The organism is Pseudanabaena sp. UWO310 (genome assembly GCF_006861605.1).
GTDB lineage: Bacteria > Cyanobacteriota > Cyanobacteriia > Pseudanabaenales > Pseudanabaenaceae > Pseudanabaena.
The window spans coordinates 15,678-39,170 of sequence record NZ_SELU01000053.1; the positions used below are offsets into that span (position 1 = coordinate 15,678).

Annotated in this window: 27 protein-coding genes and 1 pseudogene; 11 read left to right on the top strand and 17 right to left on the bottom strand. The window is 42.8% G+C overall.

Annotated elements, in window-relative coordinates; genetic code table 11:
- Positions 1 to 244: 244 nt before the first annotated feature.
- Complete coding sequence (locus PseudUWO310_RS16540) at positions 245 to 616, top strand: DUF1830 domain-containing protein (protein WP_055074301.1); 372 nt, start codon at positions 245 to 247, stop codon at positions 614 to 616.
- A 2-nt stretch (positions 617 to 618) separates the two neighbouring features.
- A complete protein-coding gene (locus tag PseudUWO310_RS16545; RefSeq protein ID WP_223805713.1) occupies positions 619 to 2,112 on the top strand; it encodes an MBOAT family O-acyltransferase in 1,494 nt (497 codons plus the stop codon).
- 179 nt (positions 2,113 to 2,291) lie between these two features.
- On the opposite strand, the gene PseudUWO310_RS16550 is transcribed toward PseudUWO310_RS16545, so the two are convergent.
- The 8 genes from PseudUWO310_RS16550 to PseudUWO310_RS16585 all read right to left on the bottom strand — a co-directional run bounded on the left by PseudUWO310_RS16550 (position 2,292) and on the right by PseudUWO310_RS16585 (position 6,738).
- The gene (locus PseudUWO310_RS16550) at positions 2,292 to 3,323 is read right to left on the bottom strand and encodes a DUF3326 domain-containing protein (protein WP_142603205.1); all 1,032 of its coding nucleotides are present in this window, start codon (positions 3,321 to 3,323) and stop codon (positions 2,292 to 2,294) included.
- A 5-nt stretch (positions 3,324 to 3,328) separates the two neighbouring features.
- Positions 3,329 to 3,583: a Txe/YoeB family addiction module toxin gene (locus tag PseudUWO310_RS16555; protein ID WP_142603207.1), complete on the bottom strand. Its 255-nt coding sequence runs from the start codon at positions 3,581 to 3,583 to the stop codon at positions 3,329 to 3,331.
- Entirely contained in the window at positions 3,580 to 3,831 is a 252-nt protein-coding gene (locus PseudUWO310_RS16560; protein ID WP_142603209.1) for a type II toxin-antitoxin system Phd/YefM family antitoxin, read from the bottom strand. Before PseudUWO310_RS16560 ends, PseudUWO310_RS16555 begins: the two co-directional genes overlap by 4 nt.
- Before the next feature lie 40 nt (positions 3,832 to 3,871).
- Complete coding sequence (locus tag PseudUWO310_RS16565) at positions 3,872 to 4,636, bottom strand: ABC transporter ATP-binding protein (protein WP_142603211.1); 765 nt, start codon at positions 4,634 to 4,636, stop codon at positions 3,872 to 3,874.
- A 30-nt stretch (positions 4,637 to 4,666) separates the two neighbouring features.
- Positions 4,667 to 5,488 (bottom strand): Rpn family recombination-promoting nuclease/putative transposase, encoded by an 822-nt coding sequence (locus PseudUWO310_RS16570; RefSeq protein ID WP_142603213.1) that lies wholly within the window; start codon positions 5,486 to 5,488, stop codon positions 4,667 to 4,669.
- Positions 5,489 to 5,734 (bottom strand): type II toxin-antitoxin system Phd/YefM family antitoxin, encoded by a 246-nt coding sequence (locus tag PseudUWO310_RS16575; RefSeq protein ID WP_142603215.1) that lies wholly within the window; start codon positions 5,732 to 5,734, stop codon positions 5,489 to 5,491.
- 61 nt (positions 5,735 to 5,795) lie between these two features.
- Positions 5,796 to 5,996 carry a hypothetical protein gene (locus tag PseudUWO310_RS16580; RefSeq protein WP_142603218.1) on the bottom strand — a complete coding sequence of 67 codons (201 nt, stop codon included), beginning with the start codon at positions 5,994 to 5,996 and terminating at the stop codon, positions 5,796 to 5,798.
- Positions 5,997 to 6,075: 79 nt separating this feature from the next.
- The gene (locus tag PseudUWO310_RS16585; RefSeq protein ID WP_142603220.1) at positions 6,076 to 6,738 is read right to left on the bottom strand and encodes a hypothetical protein; all 663 of its coding nucleotides are present in this window, start codon (positions 6,736 to 6,738) and stop codon (positions 6,076 to 6,078) included.
- Between the two features lie 139 nt (positions 6,739 to 6,877).
- On the opposite strand from PseudUWO310_RS16585, the gene PseudUWO310_RS16590 reads away from it, so the two are divergent.
- Together PseudUWO310_RS16590 and PseudUWO310_RS16595 are read left to right on the top strand one after the other, a co-directional pair.
- Positions 6,878 to 7,108 carry a hypothetical protein gene (locus tag PseudUWO310_RS16590; RefSeq protein WP_142603222.1) on the top strand — a complete coding sequence of 77 codons (231 nt, stop codon included), beginning with the start codon at positions 6,878 to 6,880 and terminating at the stop codon, positions 7,106 to 7,108.
- On the top strand, positions 7,098 to 7,364 hold the full coding sequence (locus PseudUWO310_RS16595; RefSeq protein WP_142603224.1) for a type II toxin-antitoxin system RelE family toxin: 267 nt from the start codon (positions 7,098 to 7,100) through the stop codon (positions 7,362 to 7,364). The genes PseudUWO310_RS16590 and PseudUWO310_RS16595 overlap by 11 nt, the downstream gene beginning before the upstream one ends.
- 60 nt (positions 7,365 to 7,424) lie before the next feature.
- Here PseudUWO310_RS16595 and PseudUWO310_RS16600 read toward each other — a convergent pair whose 3' ends face one another.
- Both PseudUWO310_RS16600 and nblS read right to left on the bottom strand, forming a co-directional pair.
- Positions 7,425 to 8,057, bottom strand: coding sequence for a Uma2 family endonuclease (locus tag PseudUWO310_RS16600; protein ID WP_142603225.1), 633 nt, complete (start codon positions 8,055 to 8,057; stop codon positions 7,425 to 7,427).
- Positions 8,058 to 8,094: 37 nt separating this feature from the next.
- Positions 8,095 to 10,068, bottom strand: a complete 1,974-nt coding sequence (gene nblS, locus PseudUWO310_RS16605; RefSeq protein WP_142603228.1) for a two-component system sensor histidine kinase NblS — start codon at positions 10,066 to 10,068, stop codon at positions 8,095 to 8,097.
- 37 nt (positions 10,069 to 10,105) lie between these two features.
- Between nblS and PseudUWO310_RS16610 the strand changes: the two genes are divergently transcribed.
- Positions 10,106 to 11,809, top strand: coding sequence for a hypothetical protein (locus tag PseudUWO310_RS16610; RefSeq protein ID WP_142603230.1), 1,704 nt, complete (start codon positions 10,106 to 10,108; stop codon positions 11,807 to 11,809).
- Position 11,810: 1 nt separating this feature from the next.
- Positions 11,811 to 12,545 carry a RadC family protein gene (radC, locus tag PseudUWO310_RS16615; RefSeq protein WP_142603232.1) on the top strand — a complete coding sequence of 245 codons (735 nt, stop codon included), beginning with the start codon at positions 11,811 to 11,813 and terminating at the stop codon, positions 12,543 to 12,545.
- 183 nt (positions 12,546 to 12,728) lie between these two features.
- Here radC and PseudUWO310_RS16620 read toward each other — a convergent pair whose 3' ends face one another.
- From PseudUWO310_RS16620 to PseudUWO310_RS16635, 4 genes are all read right to left on the bottom strand, one after another.
- Entirely contained in the window at positions 12,729 to 13,151 is a 423-nt protein-coding gene (locus tag PseudUWO310_RS16620; RefSeq protein ID WP_142603234.1) for a Spy/CpxP family protein refolding chaperone, read from the bottom strand.
- 280 nt (positions 13,152 to 13,431) lie between these two features.
- Positions 13,432 to 13,866: a hypothetical protein gene (locus PseudUWO310_RS16625; protein ID WP_223805714.1), complete on the bottom strand. Its 435-nt coding sequence runs from the start codon at positions 13,864 to 13,866 to the stop codon at positions 13,432 to 13,434.
- Between the two features lie 167 nt (positions 13,867 to 14,033).
- On the bottom strand, positions 14,034 to 15,641 hold the full coding sequence (locus tag PseudUWO310_RS16630; protein WP_142603236.1) for a protein kinase domain-containing protein: 1,608 nt from the start codon (positions 15,639 to 15,641) through the stop codon (positions 14,034 to 14,036).
- Between the two features lie 363 nt (positions 15,642 to 16,004).
- A complete protein-coding gene (locus tag PseudUWO310_RS16635; RefSeq protein WP_142603238.1) occupies positions 16,005 to 18,134 on the bottom strand; it encodes a GAF domain-containing protein in 2,130 nt (709 codons plus the stop codon).
- Between the two features lie 521 nt (positions 18,135 to 18,655).
- Here PseudUWO310_RS16635 and PseudUWO310_RS16640 point away from each other — a divergent pair.
- Positions 18,656 to 19,123 (top strand): annotated as a pseudogene (locus tag PseudUWO310_RS16640) (hypothetical protein); the annotation flags it as partial.
- 453 nt (positions 19,124 to 19,576) lie between these two features.
- Complete coding sequence (locus PseudUWO310_RS16645; RefSeq protein WP_142603242.1) at positions 19,577 to 21,469, top strand: bifunctional serine/threonine-protein kinase/formylglycine-generating enzyme family protein; 1,893 nt, start codon at positions 19,577 to 19,579, stop codon at positions 21,467 to 21,469.
- On the opposite strand, the gene PseudUWO310_RS23655 is transcribed toward PseudUWO310_RS16645, so the two are convergent.
- From PseudUWO310_RS23655 to PseudUWO310_RS16655, 3 genes are all read right to left on the bottom strand, one after another.
- Positions 21,466 to 21,597, bottom strand: a complete 132-nt coding sequence (locus PseudUWO310_RS23655) for a hypothetical protein (RefSeq protein WP_263363452.1) — start codon at positions 21,595 to 21,597, stop codon at positions 21,466 to 21,468. The genes PseudUWO310_RS16645 and PseudUWO310_RS23655 overlap by 4 nt on opposite strands.
- A gap of 65 nt (positions 21,598 to 21,662) precedes the next feature.
- Positions 21,663 to 21,851 carry a type II toxin-antitoxin system HicA family toxin gene (locus tag PseudUWO310_RS16650; RefSeq protein ID WP_142603244.1) on the bottom strand — a complete coding sequence of 63 codons (189 nt, stop codon included), beginning with the start codon at positions 21,849 to 21,851 and terminating at the stop codon, positions 21,663 to 21,665.
- Positions 21,852 to 21,853: 2 nt separating this feature from the next.
- Positions 21,854 to 22,072, bottom strand: coding sequence for a type II toxin-antitoxin system HicB family antitoxin (locus tag PseudUWO310_RS16655; protein WP_055077534.1), 219 nt, complete (start codon positions 22,070 to 22,072; stop codon positions 21,854 to 21,856).
- A 231-nt stretch (positions 22,073 to 22,303) separates the two neighbouring features.
- Here PseudUWO310_RS16655 and PseudUWO310_RS16660 point away from each other — a divergent pair, with 231 nt between their 5' ends.
- The 3 genes from PseudUWO310_RS16660 to PseudUWO310_RS16670 are packed head-to-tail and all read left to right on the top strand — an operon-like array spanning position 22,304 to position 23,239.
- The gene (locus PseudUWO310_RS16660; protein ID WP_142603246.1) at positions 22,304 to 22,516 is read left to right on the top strand and encodes a hypothetical protein; all 213 of its coding nucleotides are present in this window, start codon (positions 22,304 to 22,306) and stop codon (positions 22,514 to 22,516) included.
- Positions 22,517 to 22,548: 32 nt separating this feature from the next.
- On the top strand, positions 22,549 to 22,878 hold the full coding sequence (locus PseudUWO310_RS16665) for a type II toxin-antitoxin system VapC family toxin (RefSeq protein WP_223805715.1): 330 nt from the start codon (positions 22,549 to 22,551) through the stop codon (positions 22,876 to 22,878).
- Between the two features lie 43 nt (positions 22,879 to 22,921).
- Positions 22,922 to 23,239 (top strand): hypothetical protein, encoded by a 318-nt coding sequence (locus PseudUWO310_RS16670; protein ID WP_142603248.1) that lies wholly within the window; start codon positions 22,922 to 22,924, stop codon positions 23,237 to 23,239.
- Positions 23,240 to 23,493 lie beyond the last annotated feature (254 nt).

Consider the following 23,493-nt stretch of genomic DNA (forward strand, 5'->3'; position numbering starts at 1 on the left):
GATCAAATTGGCGATCGCCTAGTTACTAGTTGGTAGTAGTGTTTACAATCGCTAATTCCTATTGAGTGTTAGCTTTATGTATGGGCAAAATGTCAAGATTATTCTCCTTGTTAATTCCAAACATATCGGCAGGGTCTATTTGGATTAATTGAGAATATTTTTAGGTTTGCGACCAATTACGGTTAGCTTATATCTTCAAAAGTCTTGTTGATTTTTGCTTAAATAACTTTATATAAAAAATACTATGTCCATATTTGATCCGTTACCTGCTGATTTACACGACGAAAAGATTGTCTGCTCCTATGTAAATGCCACCAGCAAAATTCAAATTGCCAGAATTACCAATGTGCCGCAATGGTATTTTGAGCGAGTTGTGTTTCCAGGACAAAATCTGATTTTTGAGGCGATCGCCTCGGCGCATGTTGAGATTCATACAGGCATGATGGCAAGTTCCATACTTTCAGATACAATTCCCTGTGTCCAATTACAGGTAGAAGAAGCGAGTTCGACATTGCCAAGCTGGGTTCCGATCAAGTCAATCGATCCAATTGATGCTGAATCCCTTGAAAATCCGTCGGTGCTGCTTGTTTTGCCCGAACCTGAAGTAGTTTCCTAACAATGGATTTTCTCTACCTCCATTTTGTTCAGTTTGTAACTGGCGCAAAAATGGATTTTCTTTCCCTTGATTACGCTCAGTTCCTGATCATTACTGCGATCATTTATTGGCTCTTACCAAATGTACAGGCACGCTTGTTAGTTATTTTGACGGCAAGTTTATTGTTCTATTCATTTATCCAGAGGCAATATGTGTGGCTGCTATTGGTAATGCTGGCAATTAACTTTTGGTTGGGCGGAGAAATTCGTAAAGGCGATCGATTCCTAAAGCAGTGGCTGCTATTTGTGGGGATATTTTTTAATGTGCTGCTACTGTTTGGATTTAAATATATTCCTTTTGTGGCGACGGCGATCGGCAATATTACGGGTTTACCTGCGGGAAGTTCGCTGGCGATCTGGGCAAAGACAAACATTGTGCCACCGATTACCCTCAGCTTTTTTGTGTTTGAGCTGATCGCCTATCTAATTGATACCTATCGGGGGAATACGCCTGCTAAGAATTTTCTGACCTTTGCTGCTTACAAGTTGTTTTTTGCTAAGTTGCTGTCGGGACCAATTACCCGATATCAAGAATTTGCGCCTCAACTTGTCACGCGATCGCGCCCCGTTTTACCCGATATTGTCGAAGGAGTTTGGCTCTTTACCTGTGGTGCTGTCAAAAAAGGCATCGTTGCTGACAATATGGCGAGACTGGTCGATCTTACCTTTCGCAATACAGAACGCGCTGGTAGCATCGATCTCTGGCTTGCTCTATTTGCCTATGGGATTCAGATTTACTGCGACTTTAGTGGCTATATCGATATGGCGAGGGGTAGTGCGCTGTTATTAGGCTTCAAGCTGCCGCAAAATTTCGATTTTCCCTATTTTTCGGCAAGTATTTCCGACTTTTGGCGACGTTGGCATATGACCCTCGGTGCATGGATGCGAAATTATCTCTATATTCCCCTTGGCGGTTCTAGGGGTGGGCTATGGCGCACTTGCCTCAACTTGATGATTATTATGTTAGTGGTCGGGATCTGGCATGGGGCAAACTGGGGCTTTATTATTTGGGGTCTTTGGCATGGGGCGGCGCTAGTGTTACATCGGCTCTGGATGGAGGTTTGCTCGGTATTTGAGGGATTAAATAAAATCTGGAAGCCATGGCCCATGCAAATTCTGGCGATCGCAATTACACAGTTGGTCGTCTTTTTGGGATGGATTCCTTTTCGTTTACCCAACTTAGCGGATACAAATATGTTTTTACAAAGGCTCTGGGGCTATCAAAGCGATCCTCAGTTTGGCGTAAAAATCTATGTGGAGTCCCTTGGGATTACGGTGGGGCAGATCTCGCTATTAATGGGGGGGATTGTGTTTTTATCGCTAATTGCCTATCGATGCGATCGCTCTAAGTGGCAATTACATTGGCAAGTAAAATTATTGCTAGTTCCCGTTAGCCTGTTTCTCGTTAGTATTCTCAGCCCTGACAACAAACTACCCTTTATCTACTTTGATTTTTAGGACGCAAACAAAGAGATGCGGCGCGAAGCGCCGCATCTCTCTGTTCGGGTTTGCTTTTTTCTATAGCGAGCATAATACCAATTCCCAAAAGTGTTGTCACACTTTCGTGAATTGGTATAAGAGAAGGTTGGCGCGAAGCGCCAACCTTCTCTTATTGGGATTAAATTTAAGGGTGGTAATCACCGCAAACTTTGGGGATTAATTCCTGCTTTGATGGCGGTCAGTATCCCGATCGCTTCCCAATAATTTGTAACGGTAATTCCCTTCAAACCGAGCATTTCAGGGGTAACATTTAGGGCTGTGTGATTTTCCTTAACAAAGATGGTTTGGACATGAGGAAATGGATTCAAGGCAAGTAGCCCCGCACCGCCGCAGGCACTATAGGGCGTAACGATCGCACTGATATCATCCGCCGTAATATCTTCAGGTTTAAGCCAAGCGCGATCGCGAATAATCTTGGGAGCGCGACTCAGCCCCACCAAAACACAGGGCAAAAATGTATAGCCTAACTCCTCGGCGGCGGCGCGGGGCGCAACGCTGGCATCGAGGGGCAAAGGTTGCAAGGCAGGGGCATGGGCGCAGGGAATCGCAAATTCGCGAACGATCGCATGACTGATGACAGCTTCGGCTCCTGCGAGGGCATCCACGCCTTTACCTTGGCGATAGTTTTGTAAGGCTTCGCTATCGGGATCGTCAGGAAATCTTGCCACTACGGCGATCGCCTGCACTTGCGAAACTTTAATTAATTTGTCGGCGGCTCTCAACAGACTATCGAGATTGGCGATCGTCCCCCATGTGGCTCCCGAATCTCCCAACCGCAACTCTACTCCAAGGTCGCAATCCGTAACTATTACATCGGTAATATTTAATCCCAGCGTTGCCTGCGCCGCCGCGATCGCTTGACGGTGACGCAATTCTAAATCTGGCTCCATACTGCGATCGAGAATTACACCAATGCGATTAGCCCTTACAGGACGCAGTCCCCAGTCCCCTCTTGCCATGCGATCGAGGGCATAGCCTTCGGTATATAAAACATTGGGCATCGACCAATATAAACTCGCGCCGTTTAGTACATTGGGATGGGTAATTACATGATCGGCAATGGAAGCGATCGCTCTCGCCACTGGCAAGGCATCTCCCGCATAGCCACCAATTGCGGCATTAATGCCAGTCGGCACTAGTAGTAAGACATTAAAAGATTGTAGCTGCATGAAATTCAGTAATGATAACGAAGTTGAGCAACTAGCAAAGAATCAGTTTCCGCTTTATAAATAATGCGATGCTCGTCAGTAATACGTCTTGACCAGTAACCCGAAAAGCCATGTTTTAAAGCTTCGGGTTTACCGATGCCTTCGTAGGGATTGCGTTGAATTTCCTTGATTAACGTATTAATGCGTTTGAGGATTTTGGGATCGGTACGTTGCCAGTAAAGATAGTCTTCCCATGCATCATCAGAAAAAGTTATCGTCATTCGACAAGTTCTCGCTGCTTGCCCTTACCAGATTCTAGATCAGCGATCGCCCTAATTAACCTCTGAGCATTTTTGGGGCTACGTAATAAATAAGCTGTTTCAGCAAGAGCTTCGTAGTCCTCAAGTGACATAATCACCACCGAATTTTGATTCTGGCGAGTGACAATTACAGGATCATGATCATCACAAACCTTTTCTAAGGTTTTCGCAAGATTGTTGCGAACATAGGTATAAGTAACTGCGTTCATAAGTCACCTAGGGATTATATGTACAGTACATTGTACGTGTCTATGAGCCTAAATATGCTTCTAAAACTTTAGGATCGGTTTGAATTTCGGCGGGTGAGCCATCAGCGAGGTTATGCCCTTCGGCTAAGACCCAGACGCGATCGCACAGAGACATAATCACATCCATATTGTGTTCGATAATCAAAAAGCTCATCCCCTCTTGATTCCATGTTTGGATATAGCTGCAAATCTCTTCAATTAAGGCAGGATTTACTCCCGCCGCAGGCTCATCCAATAGGATTAATTTGGGATCGGTCATCAAGGCGCGGGCAATCTCCAATAATTTACGCTGACCTCCTGACAGGCAACCTGCATAGTCATCCGCCATCCTAATTAAGCCTACAGATTCCAGAATATGTCTTGCCTTCTCGCGATTTTCCCGTTCCTGAATCGCGATTTTTTGTCCTTGAAACCAAGTATTCCAAAACTTTTCCCCTACTTGATCCTGTGCGGCTAGCAACATATTTTCTAATACCGATAGGCGGGACAAGACGCGAGGGACTTGAAAGGTACGAATCATGCCTAATTTGGCGATCGCATGGGGTGGCTTGCCTTGGATGGGCATTCCATTAAATTGCACCGTGCCGCGATCGGGCTTGAGGAAGTTCGACAGTAATCCAAAAAATGTGGTTTTTCCTGCCCCATTGGGACCAATTAATCCTGTGATGCTTCCCGCAGGGACTTCAATCTGGGCATTACTGACGGCATGAATACCGCCAAAGGATTTCGAGATATTTTCAGCTTTTAGAATTGGCGCTAGGGACATAGAAAGTTAGAGCTTGGTTTAATTTTGTAATTAGAGATTAGCTTTTGGCTTTTGTCCCTTTTTTATGGATAGTTTTTGCAGTTTTAGGATTTGTTTTACGGTTAGCCCAGTTAACTGAGCTACCAAATCTGGAGACATATTAGATCGCAGCATGTTTAGAGCTATTTGATTAGCAGCTTCAACCTTGCCTTTAGCTAAACCTTCAGCTTTTCCTTTAGTTAAGCCTTCGCGCAAAATTTCTTGATAAACTACAGACTCTTCCATGATTTCACTCCTAAGTAATCGTTGAATTACTTCATGATCTAATGCTAGCCCAGAAATAATTGCTGTGGCAGCAGTGACATTACTTTTAACTTTTCGATCTTCAATATTGTCAATTAATTTGGCAACTTCTTGTAAGGTTTCGCTGGGATTACCTGTTTTTGTTAAAACTGCCAGAGGTAAAAGCCCTTGATACTGTTGAAAAGGTTCGGTGGGTTGTTCCCATAGTCGAATTACATTAAATTCATGATTTAGCTTGTTGGTTGTAAAGTTGGTTTGATACGCAAGTGTTGATTTTGTCGGTCTTAGGTAGATTACGGTTTGATGAATTTCTTTGGCGGGATATTTACCGTAAAGCCTCAAATAGTAATTTGCCATCCGATAAGCCATCGTGTCATCGGTTTTGGTTTGAAATTCCAGATGCACAATGACTTCTGAGGATTCTAGAAGAATAACTGAATCAGCACGAATCGGATCGACTGAGAGTTCTGATGGTTCGAGTTTGGTTAGGGCAATCGGTTTCCCCAGCAGCCAAGTAGCAAAGTCGGTGGGAAAATTTTCGACTAAGAATTTGCAGGTATTATCGTACATCTATCGGGTTAGTGGCGTAACTCTACCTACTTTTGATTCTTGAATTGAGTTCAGAAGACGTTTTGCATTGACTGGATTTGACAATAAATACAGGGTTTCTTGCCATGATGAAAATTCGTCTAGCGACATTAAAACAGCCTTGTTGCCTTTGTCATTACAAAGAATCGTCGGTTGTACGTTGTCAATCACGCGATCAATCAAACCATCAAAGTCATGACTTGCTTGCTGAGTCGTCATTGCATCCATTTTATCCTCCTTATATTTACTTCTTAGTAACTAAATAATAGCCTAGAAATTTTTGTTAAATTTATTCCCATTGTTGCAGTTCCGCTTCTGGCAATGACTCAAAGAAAGCATCATCAAGTTTTCCTGTCAGTAAACCAGAAGTGCGAGGTTGTAATTGGACTTTGCCTAATCCCAGTCGAAAGTAATGTATAAAGTCATAAATTTCGGCAAGTTTTTCTTCTGGTATATCTTGCAGTTCTTGAACAATTTTGTGAATTAGCATAAGTCATACTCTATAACGGCTATTGATAGATAATTATTAATATGATCTGCACATCATTTAGATTAGTGATTTAAAAATACTAACTAAAATTTGAAAACCCAATATATGCTCCGCAGTTATTACAGAATCCTTCGCCACCATAATAGGTTGTATCGCCATCTTTCCAATTAAAGGAGCGACCATTACAAAACGGACAAAATGGTGGATTCTCTGGATACTTACTAATACAATTCCATCGGATTCTTGGATGAGAAATAATACTTTCAAGGTTATGTGGGATATCTACAGGAAGCCCATAGTCATTGGACAAGAGTTGATCAACAAGTACTTCAAATTCTTCATGATTTTCTAGATGCGAGTAAATACATCGAATTGCTCGAACAATCTTAGCTTCAACTGTTTCAGTATGAGACTTTGTGATTCCGCCTCTACGTCCTACACTTTTCCAACCATGCAAGATAGACTTTTCTTCATGAAACTCGTCAAGCAAATTCTGAATTGACCCAAAAGAAGAAGGCACAAAAAATCCTAGCCATTTATCACCTGCAATTCTCATACCGTAGTTGGCATACTTTGTAGAATGACAAAGTAATTCAGTAAACTTTACTATTTCTTCATCTACCTTTTGATGACCAAAGTAATCATTCCTGCTTCTTATGTCAGCTAAGTTAAATATTGCCAAATACCCTGGCATCATATTGACGATTGCAGATTTAAATATTTCTCTGTACTCAGCTTTCATGGTTTATAAATTTCCTGAGCAGAAGCGACATTACTAGACCGTCATCGACTGAACGGGAGCAGCGATCGCGTCATTCGTAGAAGCAACATCATAAGCCAAGCTATAATTTCCTATATAACTATTGACCTCAGCTAAGCGTATGACCACTTTAGAAATTCGTCATCAGATTGATGAGTATATTGATTGTTTATCTTCTGAAGGGTTAAAAGTAACCGTAGATTTTTTGGCATATCTTGCAGAACGAGAAAGCCAACAAGCAACAGATGAATTACTCAGCATTCCTGACTTTTTGGAATCTTGGGAACAAGGTAAACAAGATATTGCTAAAGGTAATCTAACTAACTGGCGTAGTATTCGCGATGACGTATGAAATTTCTTTAGCAGACAAAGCTAGAGATTTTTACAAATTCGCTAGCCCTGCGATCGCCAAAAAATTAGCCAGATGCTTTAGCACCTTAGAGCAAAATCCCTATCAACATCCCAATATAAAAGCCCTGAGAAGAAATCTTTCGGGCTTTTACCGATTTAGAGTTGGGGACTATCGAGTTGTTTATGAAGTAGATGAAAAAATTAAACAAGTTCGTATAACCAACATAGCCCATCGCAGTGATGTATATGATGGCTAAACTGACATCCCTTAGACGGGAGAAGCGATCGCAATTTTTATTAACGACAATATATCTACCCTACAATTGCGAGCTATCAAGCAAATCAACATTTTCGTAGAGAGCCGATAAAGGGAATTGGAGATCGATGCTAGTTATAGGAATAAGAGGATCATCTTGCTCAAAAGTTGTCTGCTCGATCGCTATAGACTGATATTCCCAAGCCCGATCGCTATGTCTTTGATAAACTTCGACAATAGGACGCTCTGAGTCGATTAGGACATAGGCTTGCAGCGTATTGATCGCCATATAACTTTGCTGCTTAATACCGCGATCGCGTGCTTCGGTAGTAGGAGATAAAACTTCCGCAATCAGCACAGGATATTGCAAAAAATCACGGGAGAAGCGATCGCGATCGTCACAGGACAAGACCACATCAGGATAATAATATTTCCGAGATCTAACAAGAACTTTGGCATCACTGACCGATACTTTGCATCCTTTTCCTCGCAGATGCGGTATGAACAAGGCTGCTAAATTGGCAGGAATTTGGCTGTGAGGGACTGTGCCGCCTGTCATGGCAATGATTTTACCGTTTTCATATTCATATTTTTCTTCTTGCTGACTTTCCCAAACAAGGTACTCGTCGGCAGACATGATGATTTGATGATCTTCTTGGCTTACTTCTGGAATTAGCTTTGGTTGGGCAATCATCTACTTAATCTCCTAAAACAACATTTAGTCACAATTCCTAAACCGTCATCGCTTGGACAGGAGCTGCGATCGCTGCCGTTACAGGTAACTCACAGCGATCTTGATAGACACTGAGGTCAAACCAGAAGGTCGTACCAACACCAACTTCACTCTTGATATTAATGACGCTGTGATGCTTCTCGACAATATTACGGACGATCGATAGCCCCAAACCAGTGCCTTCAAGGGTATGTACCTTATCCTCAACACGATAAAAACGATCAAAAATGCGATCGCAGTCCTCCGCAGGGATGCCATAACCTGTATCCTCCACCTCTACCCGCACATAGTTGACCGTACGATGGGGCTGAGTAGTGGTTTGGTCTTGCCAAGGATAGATGCGAATGATTACTTTACCGCCCATATCCGTAAATTTCAGGGCATTACCTACCAGATTCGATAAAACCTGCAAAATCAAATCGTAATTGCCCCAGATTCTTTCTAAATTGGGGGCAATTTCATAGATCAGATCGATTCCCTTAGAGGAAGCATTCAGTTTGTAAGTGCGTACCGTTTGTTCTACGGTTTCCGAGAGATCTATGGCTGTGAAATGGTATTGCCGTCCAGACTCTAAGCGCGATAAATCCAACACATCATTCACAAGGCGAGTAAGGCGATCAGTTTCGCTATTTGCCGTACCGAGAAATTCTTTTTTCTGATCGTCGCTTAACTCATCGCCATATTCATGCAGAGTTTCGATAAAGGACTTGATGTTAAATAGGGGCGTGCGTAATTCATGGCTGACATTGCTAATAAACCGACTCTGAGCCGCATTTAACTCCACTTCACGGGTGATGTCCTGAATCGTGATCGCAATTCCTTTAATCGCATTGCTGGAGCTTAAAACGCTCGTAATCCAAATTCTAAAGGCATGGGCAAGCACCGAGTCTTTTTCCCCAGATGCCATGATCCGAAATTCTCCCCCTTCACGATCGCCTGTCGCAATTTGCATTAACGATCTCCCCAGATCGGCACTGAGGCGATCGGGCAAAATATTGAGAATGCTCTTACCTTGCCAATTATTTTTTTCTAAATCCTGTTCCCACCCCATGATTTTGATTGCCGCAGGATTGGCAAGGACAATCCGCATATCCGAGTCAAGTAACAATGCGCCATCCGCGATCGTGGAAACTAGGGTTTCCAGCTTTGCTTTTTCGGCGGTTAACTCCTCAATATTCTGCTCCTCATAGGTTTTGAGGCGCTGAGCCATGTCATTAAAACTGCGAATTAATTCCCCCAATTCTCCGCCAAAAGGCAAATCGATTCTTTGTTTAAAATTTCCCTTAGCAATATTCTGTACCCCCGCGACCAATTCCCGCAGCGGTCGGGTAATGGTTACCGAATTTGAAGCCGCACCCAAAATTACCATGGCCCAGATCGAGACAAATACTGCCGTGGTCACATCTAGGGTCAGGCTCGATGAGGCAACCGCCGTAGGATTGGGATTAATGCCGATCGCGATAATGCCTAAAGCCTTGCCGCCATGCTGTAAATTGACGAAAATATCGGTAACTTCGCCCTGTGGTGTGATATGTTGTCTCACTAAAGGGCGATCGGGACGCATCATTGGATCTTCGGGTAACTGAATACGTCTTCTGATACTTAAAGAATTTTTGACCTCGTTAGAATTAAAGGGAATACCATAAAATATTTCTCCATCAGGATCGGCATAGAGAATGTAGCGAATGCTGGAGCTACTATCGTAAAATTCTTTAGAAAGACGGGTCACTTCTTCTAGATCGTTTTTGGCAACTAAGGGTGCAACATTAGCCGCAAGTAACAACCCTAAATCTTTGCCAAAGCGCGTATCATTAAGTCGCGCATCAGTCTGAATGTCGTTAACTGCCCAAAAGGTGACAGCGCTCATGAGCAAAGAAACTAGTAACGTAATTAGCGCCATTAGTTTTGTTTGCAATGAAAACTCTGTCCACCAGCGTCGAGATATATTATAAATTTGAAGCAAAAAGTTCATCTTTTTGTAGTCATTTGTCAGACTTTTCGTTTAATATGTGCGATCGAAACGCAAGGATGAGGATCTCAAGATGGACGAGGCTAGCATTGTCAGTGCTCTACAAGAAGACCTTCAAAACTATAAGGTAAAAACCCAAATCCGCCGCAAGGAATCTCAGTTACACGTTTTGATTACTAGATCTGAGGGGGACGATCTTGACTATGCATCCCTCTATGATATTGTGAAACGCCGCATTGATAGATTGCCAATTGATGGCGCGGATAGCTTAATTGTCTATGGCAGGCTAGCTGGGGCAAAACATCCTGAGTGGCAAAGAACTGGCGATATTAAACCACCTTTGCCATTAATTGAACTCGATCCCGATGAACTAGAAGATTTTGATAGTATTAGTGCGCTTGGTAGTCTGGTATTTCCCGATGATGGTGAGGAAACTGAGATTCAGCATAAAAATCTGGAAACAGAGCTTGCGGATGAACTAAGCAGTTTTAAGAGCAGTATCGATCAGGATCTTAAAACCGCAGTTAATAATGGCAACAATGGCAATAACGGCAACAACGGGAATAATGGCAATAATGGCAATAACGGTTTTGAGCGCCATGAAACCGTGAGGGCTAGTAATGGGGACTTTGACTTTGACAATCTTGATCTGCAAGCCTTTAAGCTGGAGGGTATTCCCAAAGATGAATTTGAGCTAGAGTCCTTTGAAACCGAGCCTTTCGAGCTAAGTAGCGGCACAAGTAGTCAAGAGCGTCAAGAGCGCCAAGAACGCCAAGAACGCCAAGAGCGATCGCCTCTAGAACAGAAAAATGACTTGCTCGACGATGAGGACTTTAGCCTAGATATGCCTACGGTTGCGGTTCCTGCCTCCTTACCCATGCCACTGCCACCACCACTGCCACCGACCAAACGCATCCCTAAAAAAGTTGTCTCGGAGGTTGAGACAGCAATTGAACCCGTTAAAACCGCCTATCCGCGCAATAAATCCTTACTCTTTTCGGGTGCTTTTGCCTTAGCGGCGGTCACTGTACTGGGGATCTGTTGTTGGTTAGTGTGGGATCGCTCTAACCAGCAGCAGTTCTTAGCCAATGCCCGCAACTTTAGCAATCAAGATGTCAACCCTAAAAAGATCACTAAACTAGAAACCCTTGCTGAAACGCGCAATAATCTCCAAAGTATAGTTTCCCAGTTAGAAAATATTCCCGATCGCCCAGCTTCTTTATACGCAGATGCCCAAGCTGAGTTAACCACCTTACGACCTAAGCTAGTGGATTTTGATCGCAGGATAAATATCGAACAGGATGCCAATAAAAAATTAGAGTCTGCCAAAAACATCACCATCGATGCGGCGAAATCGACCCAAAACCCACCCCACAAATTTACCGTTTGGAAATCGGCTCAAGAGAAGCGACAGCAAGCGATCAAGATGTTGGAAGAGATTCCCACCGACTCCCTTCTCTATCCCGATGCGCAAAAACGCATTAAGACCTATCGCAATGAGCTAACGCAAATTAGCAAATGGGCGGAAACACAACAGAGGGCTGAATCTTTGGCAAATAATGTCAATCCTGCCACCGTAAGTCAGTTGAAAAAATTGAAAGCAAAAGCACCAGAAAAGCAAAAGTTTGTCCCTCAGTGTCAAACCATTCTGCAAACCCAAATTTCTAATGTGGATGCTCAGCGCATAGGTTTATCCAATGCGGCGCTTACGGAATATCTATGTGCGTATTTCTGGGATTCTTAAAATGACTTATTCTCTGCGAATTGTAGATATGGCTGAGAGTGATCGCCCAAGGGAGAGATTACTCAGTCAAGGAGTTCGCAGTTTATCTAATGCCGAATTAATTGCTATTTTGCTGGGGACGGGACAGGGGGCAGGCAAACTCTCGGCTGTGGGGCTGGGGCAGCTAATTTTGCAAACCATTGGTAAAGACCGCACCAGCGATCCTGTCGCCGCATTACAAAGTATCTCGCCACAGGAATTGATGCAAATTGAAGGAGTGGGTCCCGCCAAGGCAACGGCTATTTTGGCGGCGATCGAGTTAGGGAAAAGAGCGCTCTATGCTAAACCGCCCGATCTCACTGAAGTTACTGATCCTGCGATCGCTGCTGCTGCGCTGAGTCAAGATCTCATGTGGCAACCCCAAGAGCGTCTTGCTGTAGTGATGCTAGATAGTAAAAATCGTATTATTGCCCAGAGGGTGATCACGATTGGGACAGCAACCGAAACCCTCGCCCATCCCCGCGATATCTTTCGGGAAGTTTTAAAGAGTGGTGCGGTCAGGCTAATTGTGGCCCATAACCATCCTTCGGGAAATACAAATCCCAGTACTGAGGACATAAAACTGACGCGCCAACTACTTGAAGCGGCAAGAATGTTGAGTATTCCACTCTTGGATCATTTAATTTTAGGAAATGGAACCTTTTCCAGCATTCGCGAAATGTCCAATCTATGGAAAGAAGTTCCCCAAGAGGAGTAATACCAATTCACAAAATGGCGTAGCCATTTTGTGATTTTAAAACCCTTACTGGGTTTGGTTTTTAATTTCCAAAAGTATGACAACGCTTTTGTGAATTGGTATAAGAGATAGTCAAAACCCCAAAGATGAGTGGCGGCGCGAAGCGCCGCCACTCATCTTATAGCAAGTTCCTTATTGTAAGAATTAACGTTTTTTCATCTGGCTAACTTGTTGTTGCTGTTCGGGAGTCAAGACACTCTTCATTTGCGCTTGGGTATTTTCCCTGATTGTCTTCAGTTGTTGCTTTTGCGCATCAGTGAGATTTAGCGACTTCCATACCCCCTTATGATCGCCAGACTGTTGTGATTTTTGGAGGATGTCGCGTTGTTCGGGAGTCAATACGGCATCGGTTTGAGCCTTCGCATTCTCACGAATAGTTTTCATTTGAGCTTTTTGAGCATCTGTCAAGTTCAACTTCTTCCAGCTATTACCATTATGAGGTTTACGGGTTTCGGTGCTGCTAGGTTGAGAAGAATTTTGAGCCGAGACAATGCTAGGAATTGTAGCTACTCCAACCGCCATACTTACACAAGCGATCGCTGCCAACTTTTTGATGTTAAGAAACATTTGGTTTTCCCCTTTTGTAGAAGGCTTAATTATCTGTACAGGGGTTTTGACAGGAGTCACCTGCAAAAGGTTCAAAGTATTTTGTTTTTATAGTTGCCGTCCACTGTATCAGGACATAAAAAAATAGTGTTGCCGCGCTCCACTCGGCAACACTATTTTGGGGTTTAATTTTGTCCTAACAAAACTGGCGATAGCTATAGTAGCTAAGCATAAATAAACTTAAAACCCAGAAGAGAATATCGCCTGCTCCGCAGGCGATATTCTCTTCTGGGTTAACTACTTAAGAAGCACAACTGCGTAAAACTATACCGATGATGATGCCTAGCCCCCCAAAACGGACGATCTGCCAAAAGGGTTCGCGAAAACTACTCCAAGAGAGCAAGCGACTTTCTAGATTTGCCTCAACTTGTTCGAGGCGATCGCCTATTTCTTGAAGTTGTTTCAAGAGTTCGTCCTTTGAGGTATTGGCATAGTTATTGGCGTTATTCGCAGGCACTCGACCATGTTTGTGATCGGGGATACGCCCAAGTTTTGACTTATGAGAATTATTATTGTCAATTTGCGATCGAATCTGTTCGCGTTCTGTTTTCAGTTCCTGTTGCAGGAGCACATCGCGACGAACCTGCAAAAAACGCTGTTCGACTTCTTCTAATAGGGCTTTAGTTTCTTGGAGTTCGGCTTCTAGATCGCTCCAATCAGAAATTTCAGTCGTCACAGCATCAATCCAATAGGTGAGATTTTAATCAAGGTCTTAAGCAATATTTTAGAGTCGAGCAAAGCATCGCCGTAGATTGAATTTTAGCGTGATTCGCTCTTTAGGGTCGTACATAAAGGCTAAATTTAAAAGGCTAAATTTAAAAGGCTAAATTTAAAAGGCTAAATTTAGAGGCATATTGGCTTTGTCCGATTCGCCGCAACCCAACCAGCGATCGGGTCAGAAATTTGCAACCAACCCTGTTTTTCACCTGTCACCGTAATCTGTGTACCATTATTCAGTTTACCCACGATCGCATAGTCCACACCTCCTCCTTGGCGGACGTTGATTGGCGGATTGGGATCGGAAATTACCCGCTTCGTGTAATCGCAGGTATTCGCATTACCAGTTTTTTGAACAGAACGAACTTGAAAGTTAAGCAGGTAATCAACATTTTGCTGCTCGATGGAAGTGAGTAAACCTTCAGGAAAGCGATCGGGCTCGTAGATGGGCTTATACCAAGGCTGCTTATTAAAATAAGCTTGCAATTCAGGATCTTGAAAACGGCGACCATATCTAGCAAAGATTTCATTGCGCATGATATCCAATTCGTACTCACTTTTGCCTGCCACATCCTGTGACTCAATTGGGCGTTCCGATAGGAATAAATATTTAAAATTGGGCGAACTGACATTCACATTGTTGTTGATTACGGAAGATGGACGCAAAAACATCACTGTCCCCACAAGGGCGATCGCTGAGACAATGCCTAGGGTGATCGCTACCAGTTGGTTTCTACGATTGATGGGGAAATAATCCCTTGGCGAGTTCAGTGGTGAGAACTTGGTTGCCACATTGTCCCGCGCCTCAAAGGATGAAGTTATTTCTTGAAAATCCGTCTGCTCGGCATTAGATAAGAGTGTGGGCGCGATCGCCGAATCTAATTTGCGTAAATCTGTCAATACCGCTTCGGCAGACTGATAGCGATCGCGAAAGTCGTATTTAACTAACTTATCGACGATCCTTGCCAATCCATCGCTAACCACTGCACGATATTTAAAAGCGGCATGGGCAGGGGCGTTACGCCAAGCTAATTCCCCCGTTTCCAGATTTTCAGATAGGAGATTGGGTGCAAGCCCTGTCAGTCCTTGAATGGCGATCGCGCCTACGGCATAGAGATCGCTACAGGGTCTAGGCTTGCCGATCGCCTGCTCGTTAGGCATATAACCATCAGTCCCGATCGCAACCGTAGAGCCAATAGCTGTTGCTGTACCTACTTGCTTAACTGCGCCAAAATCAATCAATACGATTTTGCCATCGGCACGGCGACGCATTAAATTTGCAGGTTTAATATCTCGATGAATTGCCCCCTGCTGATGTACAAAATCAAGAGTTTCTAATATATCCATCAAAAAGGCGATCGTCTGGGTCTCTTTCATTCGTCCCACGGGATAGCCATCAACTGTGCGATCTTTGGCGATCAGTTCTTGCGTCAAGTCATCCCCTTCAATTAACTCTTGGACAAGATAAAATTCACTATCCTCTTCAAAGTGCGCTAGCAAACGAGGAATACGATCATGGCTACCCAGTTTATGTAAAACCCTCGCCTCCGTTTCAAAGAGCCGACTAGCGATTTTGACCACAAAAGCATCGTTGGATGTCGGACTTAGCTTTTTAACCACACATTTGTGATGATCTGGCAGTTGCAAATCCTCCGCCAAAAAAGTTTGCCCAAAACCTCCGCCTCCAAGATTTTGGATAATTTGGTATCTGCCGCTAATTACTTTGCCAATCATTTTCAAGATGAAATTGCATCATTGACTGTAATCATAAGCGTCATTAGGGCAAGTGGAGAAGCTACAAAATTAAATTTTCACAAAACCGTGACGACAAGTCTCTTAGATTTAATACCAATTCTCAAAATGGCAACGCCATTTTGAGAATCTCAAAACCTTATTGGGTTTGGTGTTTGATTCACAAAAGTGTTGTCACACTTTCGTGAATTGGTATAACGTCAGTTCGCGTTAAGTTGGCAAATTTTAAAAGCCCAAAAATAAAAGCCTTGCTAAGCAAGGCTTTTATTTTTGGGCTTTGAGAAAGGGTTTGCTTAGCAAACCCTTTCTCAAAGCCCATTTCAAATTGTTAAGAGGTAAATGGCTTTATTCAAGCATGTCAAGATAACGCGATCGCTCCTGTCGCAGGGCATCGGTTGCCCTTTGTACCTCAATTGCGACTTGAGATAGGGAAGCATAAATTAATACGACATGATTATCATTTACGGCGGATTCAAGCTGACGACATTGATAGGAAAGGGTCAAAGCCCCAAGGTAGTCGCTGCTCGATCGCAATGTGTTTAAGGCTTGAAGGAGTTTGACATAATCGCTAACGGCGAGCGATCGATCGATCGCCTGTACTAAATGTGGGGCATCTTCTAAATATGTGTTAATCACATCGATCAGAAATTCGGTGGCTTTGCGATCGTTACCAGCAATCTCCAGAATTGTCTCGATAAATTGTGGTTCAATCGCAGGCTCCTCGTCCTCCTTGGTAATATCTAGATCTTCTTGTATATCTACACCTTGAGTATCATCGGGTAATGCGGACTCTGAGGATGGCTGATCCATCGGCTCGGATGCTAACTCTAGGATTTCTGGTTCTGGCGATGGCTGATTGATCGGCTCGGATGCTAACTCTAGGATTTCTGGTTCTGGCGATGGCTGATTGATCGGCTCGGATGCTAACTCTAGGCTGTTGGGTTCTATTAATTGGAGTTCGGTAATTTCGGGGAAAATTTCTTCCCCCTCTGGCTTGATGAATTCATCGACAATTGCCTCTGGCTCCCTTGTCTCTGGTTCCCTTGGCGATAAATCCGCTTCGTCCTGATCTAATGGCAATTTAATCGGGACTGTGGCGATCGCTTCAGGTTGAGCATCTGCTAAAGGATCTGCTAAATCTAAGTTTTCTGATGGCTGATGGGGGAATGCGGCGATCGGGAATTCTACAATTTCAGGTTCGGGATTTTGTTCGGGATTTTGTTCGGGATTTTGTTCAGAATTTTGTTCGGGACTTTCTATAGTTGTGTTTAAGTCCGATTCTTCTGATTCATCGCTGGAAATTATTTTCAGGTTGTCAGGCATAATCACATAGGAGATATCAGCCCTTTCAAACTTGATCGCCACTGCCTCTGGACTCGGTTCCTCGTCATCTTCACCTTCTAATTCTGGTAAATCATGATTGGCAACTGGAGCCAAAAAGAGAGGAGGGAGACCATTTTGTGAGTTGGGGATATCCTGAAAATCTATCGCTTCTACAGGGGGAATATTGGTTTGGGCTAATTCAATTTCCTGTGATTGCTCCTCTTCATTCTCTAAATCTGAGTTGACTGGATCGCCATCTTTTTGGTCATGATCGGATTCCGCATCATCGCTTACCAATTCGCTTACCAATTCAGAGCTAGCTGACGCTGCCTGTGCGATCGATGGGGCGATCTCCTCCGTATGATCGGGATTAGTCGCACTCTCCGCAATTTCGGTAACTATTTGCTGTAGATTATCTAATTCAAGACGTAGGCTATGGAGATCGTCAGTTAGCTCTTGAGACTGCTGGCGCAAATTAATGAGGGAGATGGCAATACCGATTTGAGCCGCAACTAGGGATAGAGAAGTGCGATCGCTCTCTGACCAATTGTGATAGGCTCTGCCATGAAAAGCTACCAAAGTTCCCCATACTTCTTGCCCTGCATAGATCTTATTGGCTACATAGGAGGAAATCCCAATCTGTTCTAGTAGCGTGATGATATGGGAGGAGAGGCTGGAACTGCGGATGCTGTCAACGATCTGCGCCGAACGGTCAGGCTCGGTAGACTCGATCATATGTCTTGCCAAGGAAAGTTGTCTTTCGGGCATGGAGGTTAGAGAGATGAGCCCTGTGGCGATCGCGTCCGTCACAAACTCCGCCTGTCCGTTAGCATGGCAGTGAAAAAGGGCGACGCGATCTACTTGTAAAAGTTGCTGGGCAACCTGAACGGCTATTTGTAAAACTAAATCTAAGGATGGCGATCGCTGAATGGCATCGGCAAGCTGGGCAAGGGCTTTTTCTCTAGCAATGATATTGCTAAAAATGTCCGAAGCATTACCATCGACGGCTTCGGTTGCCATCATCTTTTCCTGATGCTCTTCCCAGCTAAGTTGATGTACACGCTCCTGCTGCACCAAAATAGCTTTTAGGCGCTCGTAGGCTGCGCGATCGCGGCAAAGATGGCGAATTTGATCTAAGAGGGTAGAATCCATGGGTAAGAACGACTAGCCCCAAATATTTTCTAGCAATGTAGATAGAGTAAAAAACTATCTAGAGCATCGATCTTAACGGACTCATTTTGGCGATCGCATGAGACACAAAGCGTAACTTTTGCTTCTATGGTTAAGAGCTACTGATAAGTGGCTGGGTACAATTAAATGTAAAGCCCCAAAAGCTGTAGCGCACGCTGTGCGTGCGCTACAGCTTTTGATTCTGGGTTTTAACTATGCCCATCTACTTACCAACCCTTACTGTAAAAACAAGATAAAATCACATTAAGTAGTTCAGCATAATTAAAAAATAAAACCAGAGAGCATACCATCCGCGTAGCGGACGGTATGCTCTTCTAGGTTTTAAGTTTACTTATGCTTAGCTACTTAATACCCTTAGCGGCAGCTATAGTTATACCAATTCACGAATAATACCAATTCACGAAAGTGTGACAACACTTTTGTGAATTGGTATTATTCCCAGCTACTCGTTCGTTTACCAATCACAAAGTAAGTTAAAAAATATGGTGCGCTATACCCTTGCCCAGAGTCCCGAAGTTGTTTTGACCGTTGCTGGTAAAGATTCGCCTAAAGCACGGGAAAAAGCGATGGCAGACTTGATGGAATTAATGGACTCAGGCAAGCTCGATACCGATCTTGCTGATGGCTTTAGTCCCGACCAATTTATTGAAGTGAAAGAACTACCCATGTCGGAAGAACGCGAAGATCCTATTACTCAAGCCGTACAGGTTTTAAATAACTTGGCGACGCTAAAAATTAAAGTCCAAGAGCTGCGTTCTGATGCGATGCAAGTGCGATCGCAGATCGATATTTTGTTTAGCGATGAGCTGGTATCGGAAGAGCAAATCAATAGTATTAAAGAAGGATTTAAAACTCTCAAAAGTTTTGCTCAACTTAATATGAAATTCCTAGATGCGCGATCGCAAGCCGAAAACGCCCGTCAAGTTTTAGATGAAGCGCTCAAGTCACCTAGCTCAGAAGCCAAACCTTCCACTGAGAAAGCAGCCGAACCCATTGAAAGTTTCGCTAGCCCTGATTTAGCCCCTGTTGAAGCCGAAGTTAAAACCGATGAGGTTGAAATTGTGACTGAAGTTGAAGCTGATGATTCAGAAACCGTAACTGAAGTGGAAAACGCGATCGTGGAAGTTCCCGCGAACAAGTCCACGAAGAAAAAATAATTAAAAGTAATTAAGTAGCTAGGCATAATTAAAAAACAAAACCAGAGAGGATACCGCCCGCGCAGCGGGCGGTATCCTCTCTGGTTTTTAAGTTTACTTATACCTAGCTACTTAGAAAGAGTCAAAGTAGATTTTTTTGCTACTTTGACTTTCTCTAACCTTGGCGAAACCATTGTGTTGCTTGGATTTACTCACGTTAGGATATAACTAGATCATCAAAGCTAAATTTTCTAAGATTTACTTAGCATGAGTAACTGCCTTTGCCTTGCTTGCGATCGCTTAAACCCAATAACCACCGAATTCTGCACCCAATGCGGCTCTAAGTTACAAATTCAAGACCGTTATCGCGCTTTGAAGGCGATCGGGCAGGGAGGATTTGGTAAGACTTTCTTGGCTCAAGATGAGGGCAAGCCATCACAGCCCCGTTGTGTGATTAAGCAATTTCTATATGACGATCCTGCGACTTTGCGGGAGGCGCAAAGATTGTTTGAACAGGAGGCGGTGCGTTTGGATGATTTGGGTAAGCATAATCAAATTCCTGAGTTGTTGGCGCATTGTGAGCAGGAGGGGCGACAATATTTGGTGCAGGAGTTTATCGATGGTGAGAATCTATTACAGGAATTGAACCGTGCGGGGCGGTTTAGTGAGGCGAAAATTAAGGATTTATTGCTGGATCTGTTGCCTGTGTTGCAGTTTATTCATACGGGTCAGGTGATCCATCGCTATATTAAGCCAGAAAATATCATTAGAAGGCGATCGGATGGCAAGTTAGTTTTGGTGGATTTTGGCGCGGCGAAGATGGCGAGTAAAACAGCTCTAGCCAAGACAGGAACTTTGATCGGCACTTTTGAATATATGGCTCCCGAACAGGAAAGAGGAAATGCGATATTTGCCAGTGATATTTATGCGTTGGGGGTGACTTGTATTTATTTGCTTACCAATTGTGAGCCAAAATATTTATTTAGTGACCATGAAGACAAATGGGTATGGCAAGATTTTCTAAATGGGGATATAGTCAGTGCTAATTTTAAAATAACTCTAGATAAGATGTTAGAAAAAGCTCTTATCAAGAGATATCAAGCTGTCTACGAAATACTTCAGGAAATTCATCCTAGACATAAAAATCAGAAAACACAAACTTCTAGCAAAAATATTCCTCATGCTCAGTTTGTGAATACTCCTAATCAAAACAAACAACTACAGCATCAAATTCTAGAGTCTAACTTTGAATATATTACTGCTCGTGCTGTAGACGATGATAACAATTTAGTAGGATGGCTTACTCTAGGATTAATCACTAAAACTAGGGTTGAAACGGTCGTTAAGAAAAATAAAAATTCTTACATTCGCGAAGACTTGGGCAATGGAGTCACAATGGATTTTATGTGGATACCTGCTGGTAAGTTTTGGATGGGCAATGATCATGAGGTTACTTTAAATGGTTTCTGGATGGGTAGACATACAGTTACCCAAGGGCAATGGCAGGCACTGATGAAAAACAACTTTTGGAGAAGATTAACGGGCAACAATCCATCTCAATTTAAAGGTGCAAACTTACCTGTCGAAAGGGTATCTTGGAATCATGCTACTGAATTTTGCAAAGTGTTATCACAAAAAATTAATAAGCCAGCAAGATTACCTACCGAGGCGGAATGGGAATATGCCTGTTCTGCTGGAACGCGGACTTTGTTTAGCTTTGGGAATGCAATTAGTACAGATATAGCAAACTATAAAGGTACATCTCCGTACAATCAGCTACCGAAAGGAAAGTATCGCGAACGAACTGTTGATGCTGAATCCTTCTACCCCAACCAATGGGGACTATATCAAATGCATGGTAATGTTTGGGAGTGGTGTTTAGATGAGTGGCATCATAGCTTTGATACTAAGCCTTTACGAATTAAACAAAATGGAAATGAACCTTGGGGAAATTCTATTTATGGTAGAGCCTATCGCGTTTTAAAAGGAGGTTCGTGGGGAAATAGCGATATACAATGTAGCTCGAAAAATCGTATTGGAAAGAAAGGAACAGAAGTGGAAAGTTTAGTATATCGAGAAGAGAAAGAGCTTTTTAGCGAAGCAAAAATTGTTAGAGATATTGAAAGCCATGGATTTCGTGTTGTAATCCAACCAAATTAGTAGAAGTTTGCCATTTGCACCATAATCCCTAAACGCATCATCACAATCTCGATCGCAAATTCTAAACCCTCTCCACTTTCACCGATAAATTGAATTGTTCCTGCGGTTTCAGGTTTAGGGTATAGCATTCCCAAATCAAGGCAATCTGTAAACCCATAAATCTCTGCGGGAATGGTATGCCCCTACGCATTCACTAAAACTTCTGTGCTATCCCTGCTTGCTTACATATTGCATTTGCTGTAATCCGATCAATCGTCCGATGTCTTTTAATCGGAATTGTTTTGATATTGTTGGTGTAAATGGAATGATTCCCTCCTTCCCTAAGTAAGTAAAACCCATTTTCTTCAAAATATTTCACCAGATCACTGCGTTTAACTGACATAACTAAACTTCCACAGGAATCTGCTCGATTAAAGATTTACTAGAAGGAATCTCCTTGTTTTGTTGTTTATATGCAGCAATCATTTCCTGTAACGCATCTTGCAAAGATTCACGACAAAGTTCCAGAGTTTCACCCTCAGTTATTACCTCTTGCCATTCAATGAGTTGCCCCATGTAACCTGAGTCAATCTTTGTATAATTTGCGGTAAAGGTTGTAAGCATATATTTAAGTTTAGCTAAAGCCCTGATTTGTTTCACTATAACAAAAAACATCTTTGAATATTGGCTATTTTTTCTAGTTATTGGCGAAATTACTGGACTAGACAATTACCAACTAATTGTAACTACGGTTTGGCTGCAAAGAGAGATCGCGCCATAGATGCTAAACCGCAACATCTAATTCCTTTTTGCTAAAATAGACTTCAACAACAGATTCTTAACTTGGTTAAACTCATGATTAGTCGAGAAATCTTAAAAACAGCTATTGACACCATAGACGACACCCAACTAGAAATATTGCATCGCATCATCTTGGCATTCAATAAACCCATTCCCAATACTGTAAATCTCCTCCCTTCAGAAAATATCAATCCACTCAAAGGCAGCATCGTATTTGAGAACGATATTATTTCTCCAATAGATTTGTTATGGGAAGCGGAACAGTGATTATTCTTGATACCCATGCTTGGCTTTAGTGGATGAATGACTCTAATAAACTTTCTGTTAAAGCACTTGAAGCCATTAATAGCGCGGACTTGATGGGCATTCCTGCAATTAGTTGTTGGGAGGTCGCCATGCTCGTTGAAAAATCAAGAATTGGTTTATCAATGGATGTGCAAATATGGCTAGACTTAGCCCTCCAACATCAGAATGTTCAATTATTACCCCTTACCCCAGAAATTGCAGTCCGTTCCACTCGATTGCCTAGAGGATTTCATGGCGATCCAAGCGATCACTTAATCGTAGCAAGTAGCCTAGTTCACAAAGCCCCATTAGTCTCTAAAGATGAAAAAAATACAGCAATGTAGCTATTTACAGGTGGTTTGGTAGTACTGCTCGGCATGAGCGATCGTGGAAATATTTAAAGATGGCGCAGCCTACCTAGTCGAACTATTTGGTGGATGGCTAAAGTTAACTACTGAAGGCGATATGATCGAAACATCTCAAGACGATCCCGAAGCATTTCGCGACACCATAGATGTAGAAACGCTCTATCCTCACCAAATAAATCCAATAAATGCTCCTCAACAAAGCGATAAACAGAAAGTAAAGCAACAACTTTTAGCATTACTAGAAATACTTCCAGAAGAATCGATTCTACAAGTTAAAGACTTCACAGATTTTAGCATTACTAGAAATACTTCCAGAAGAATCGATTCTACAAGTTAAAGACTTCACAGAATTCCTTTGCTACAAACAACAGGCTACATCAAACTCAGTAGTTTCTCCAAAATGACAAACATTACAAACGGTGTCAAACGCTATTGACAGGAAAAAACATGAAAATCAAAAAAACTGGCGTTGCACATATTCATAATGATAAATAATAATAGTATGTTAGAAAATAAGAGTTGGAGTTGTTCAATGACAAAAAATGCAATGCCCAAATTGTAAAGGAGAAAAAGTAGTAAAAAATGGACATC

What these genes read in the sequence shown, in the direction of transcription:
- PseudUWO310_RS16540 (WP_055074301.1), top strand. Translation starts at nt 245, where the DNA reads ATGTCCATATTTGATCCGTTACCTGCTGATTTACACGACGAAAAGATT.
- PseudUWO310_RS16545 (WP_223805713.1), top strand. Translation starts at nt 619, where the DNA reads ATGGATTTTCTCTACCTCCATTTTGTTCAGTTTGTAACTGGCGCAAAA.
- PseudUWO310_RS16550 (WP_142603205.1), bottom strand. Translation starts at nt 3,323, where the DNA reads ATGCAGCTACAATCTTTTAATGTCTTACTACTAGTGCCGACTGGCATT.
- PseudUWO310_RS16555 (WP_142603207.1), bottom strand. Translation starts at nt 3,583, where the DNA reads ATGACGATAACTTTTTCTGATGATGCATGGGAAGACTATCTTTACTGG.
- PseudUWO310_RS16560 (WP_142603209.1), bottom strand. Translation starts at nt 3,831, where the DNA reads ATGAACGCAGTTACTTATACCTATGTTCGCAACAATCTTGCGAAAACC.
- PseudUWO310_RS16565 (WP_142603211.1), bottom strand. Translation starts at nt 4,636, where the DNA reads ATGTCCCTAGCGCCAATTCTAAAAGCTGAAAATATCTCGAAATCCTTT.
- PseudUWO310_RS16570 (WP_142603213.1), bottom strand. Translation starts at nt 5,488, where the DNA reads ATGTACGATAATACCTGCAAATTCTTAGTCGAAAATTTTCCCACCGAC.
- PseudUWO310_RS16575 (WP_142603215.1), bottom strand. Translation starts at nt 5,734, where the DNA reads ATGGATGCAATGACGACTCAGCAAGCAAGTCATGACTTTGATGGTTTG.
- PseudUWO310_RS16580 (WP_142603218.1), bottom strand. Translation starts at nt 5,996, where the DNA reads ATGCTAATTCACAAAATTGTTCAAGAACTGCAAGATATACCAGAAGAA.
- PseudUWO310_RS16585 (WP_142603220.1), bottom strand. Translation starts at nt 6,738, where the DNA reads ATGAAAGCTGAGTACAGAGAAATATTTAAATCTGCAATCGTCAATATG.
- PseudUWO310_RS16590 (WP_142603222.1), top strand. Translation starts at nt 6,878, where the DNA reads ATGACCACTTTAGAAATTCGTCATCAGATTGATGAGTATATTGATTGT.
- PseudUWO310_RS16595 (WP_142603224.1), top strand. Translation starts at nt 7,098, where the DNA reads ATGACGTATGAAATTTCTTTAGCAGACAAAGCTAGAGATTTTTACAAA.
- PseudUWO310_RS16600 (WP_142603225.1), bottom strand. Translation starts at nt 8,057, where the DNA reads ATGATTGCCCAACCAAAGCTAATTCCAGAAGTAAGCCAAGAAGATCAT.
- nblS (WP_142603228.1), bottom strand. Translation starts at nt 10,068, where the DNA reads ATGAACTTTTTGCTTCAAATTTATAATATATCTCGACGCTGGTGGACA.
- radC (WP_142603232.1), top strand. Translation starts at nt 11,811, where the DNA reads ATGACTTATTCTCTGCGAATTGTAGATATGGCTGAGAGTGATCGCCCA.
- PseudUWO310_RS16620 (WP_142603234.1), bottom strand. Translation starts at nt 13,151, where the DNA reads ATGTTTCTTAACATCAAAAAGTTGGCAGCGATCGCTTGTGTAAGTATG.
- PseudUWO310_RS16630 (WP_142603236.1), bottom strand. Translation starts at nt 15,641, where the DNA reads ATGATTGGCAAAGTAATTAGCGGCAGATACCAAATTATCCAAAATCTT.
- PseudUWO310_RS16635 (WP_142603238.1), bottom strand. Translation starts at nt 18,134, where the DNA reads ATGGATTCTACCCTCTTAGATCAAATTCGCCATCTTTGCCGCGATCGC.
- PseudUWO310_RS16645 (WP_142603242.1), top strand. Translation starts at nt 19,577, where the DNA reads ATGAGTAACTGCCTTTGCCTTGCTTGCGATCGCTTAAACCCAATAACC.
- PseudUWO310_RS23655 (WP_263363452.1), bottom strand. Translation starts at nt 21,597, where the DNA reads ATGCTATACCCTAAACCTGAAACCGCAGGAACAATTCAATTTATCGGT.
- PseudUWO310_RS16650 (WP_142603244.1), bottom strand. Translation starts at nt 21,851, where the DNA reads ATGTCAGTTAAACGCAGTGATCTGGTGAAATATTTTGAAGAAAATGGG.
- PseudUWO310_RS16655 (WP_055077534.1), bottom strand. Translation starts at nt 22,072, where the DNA reads ATGCTTACAACCTTTACCGCAAATTATACAAAGATTGACTCAGGTTAC.
- PseudUWO310_RS16660 (WP_142603246.1), top strand. Translation starts at nt 22,304, where the DNA reads ATGATTAGTCGAGAAATCTTAAAAACAGCTATTGACACCATAGACGAC.
- PseudUWO310_RS16665 (WP_223805715.1), top strand. Translation starts at nt 22,549, where the DNA reads ATGAATGACTCTAATAAACTTTCTGTTAAAGCACTTGAAGCCATTAAT.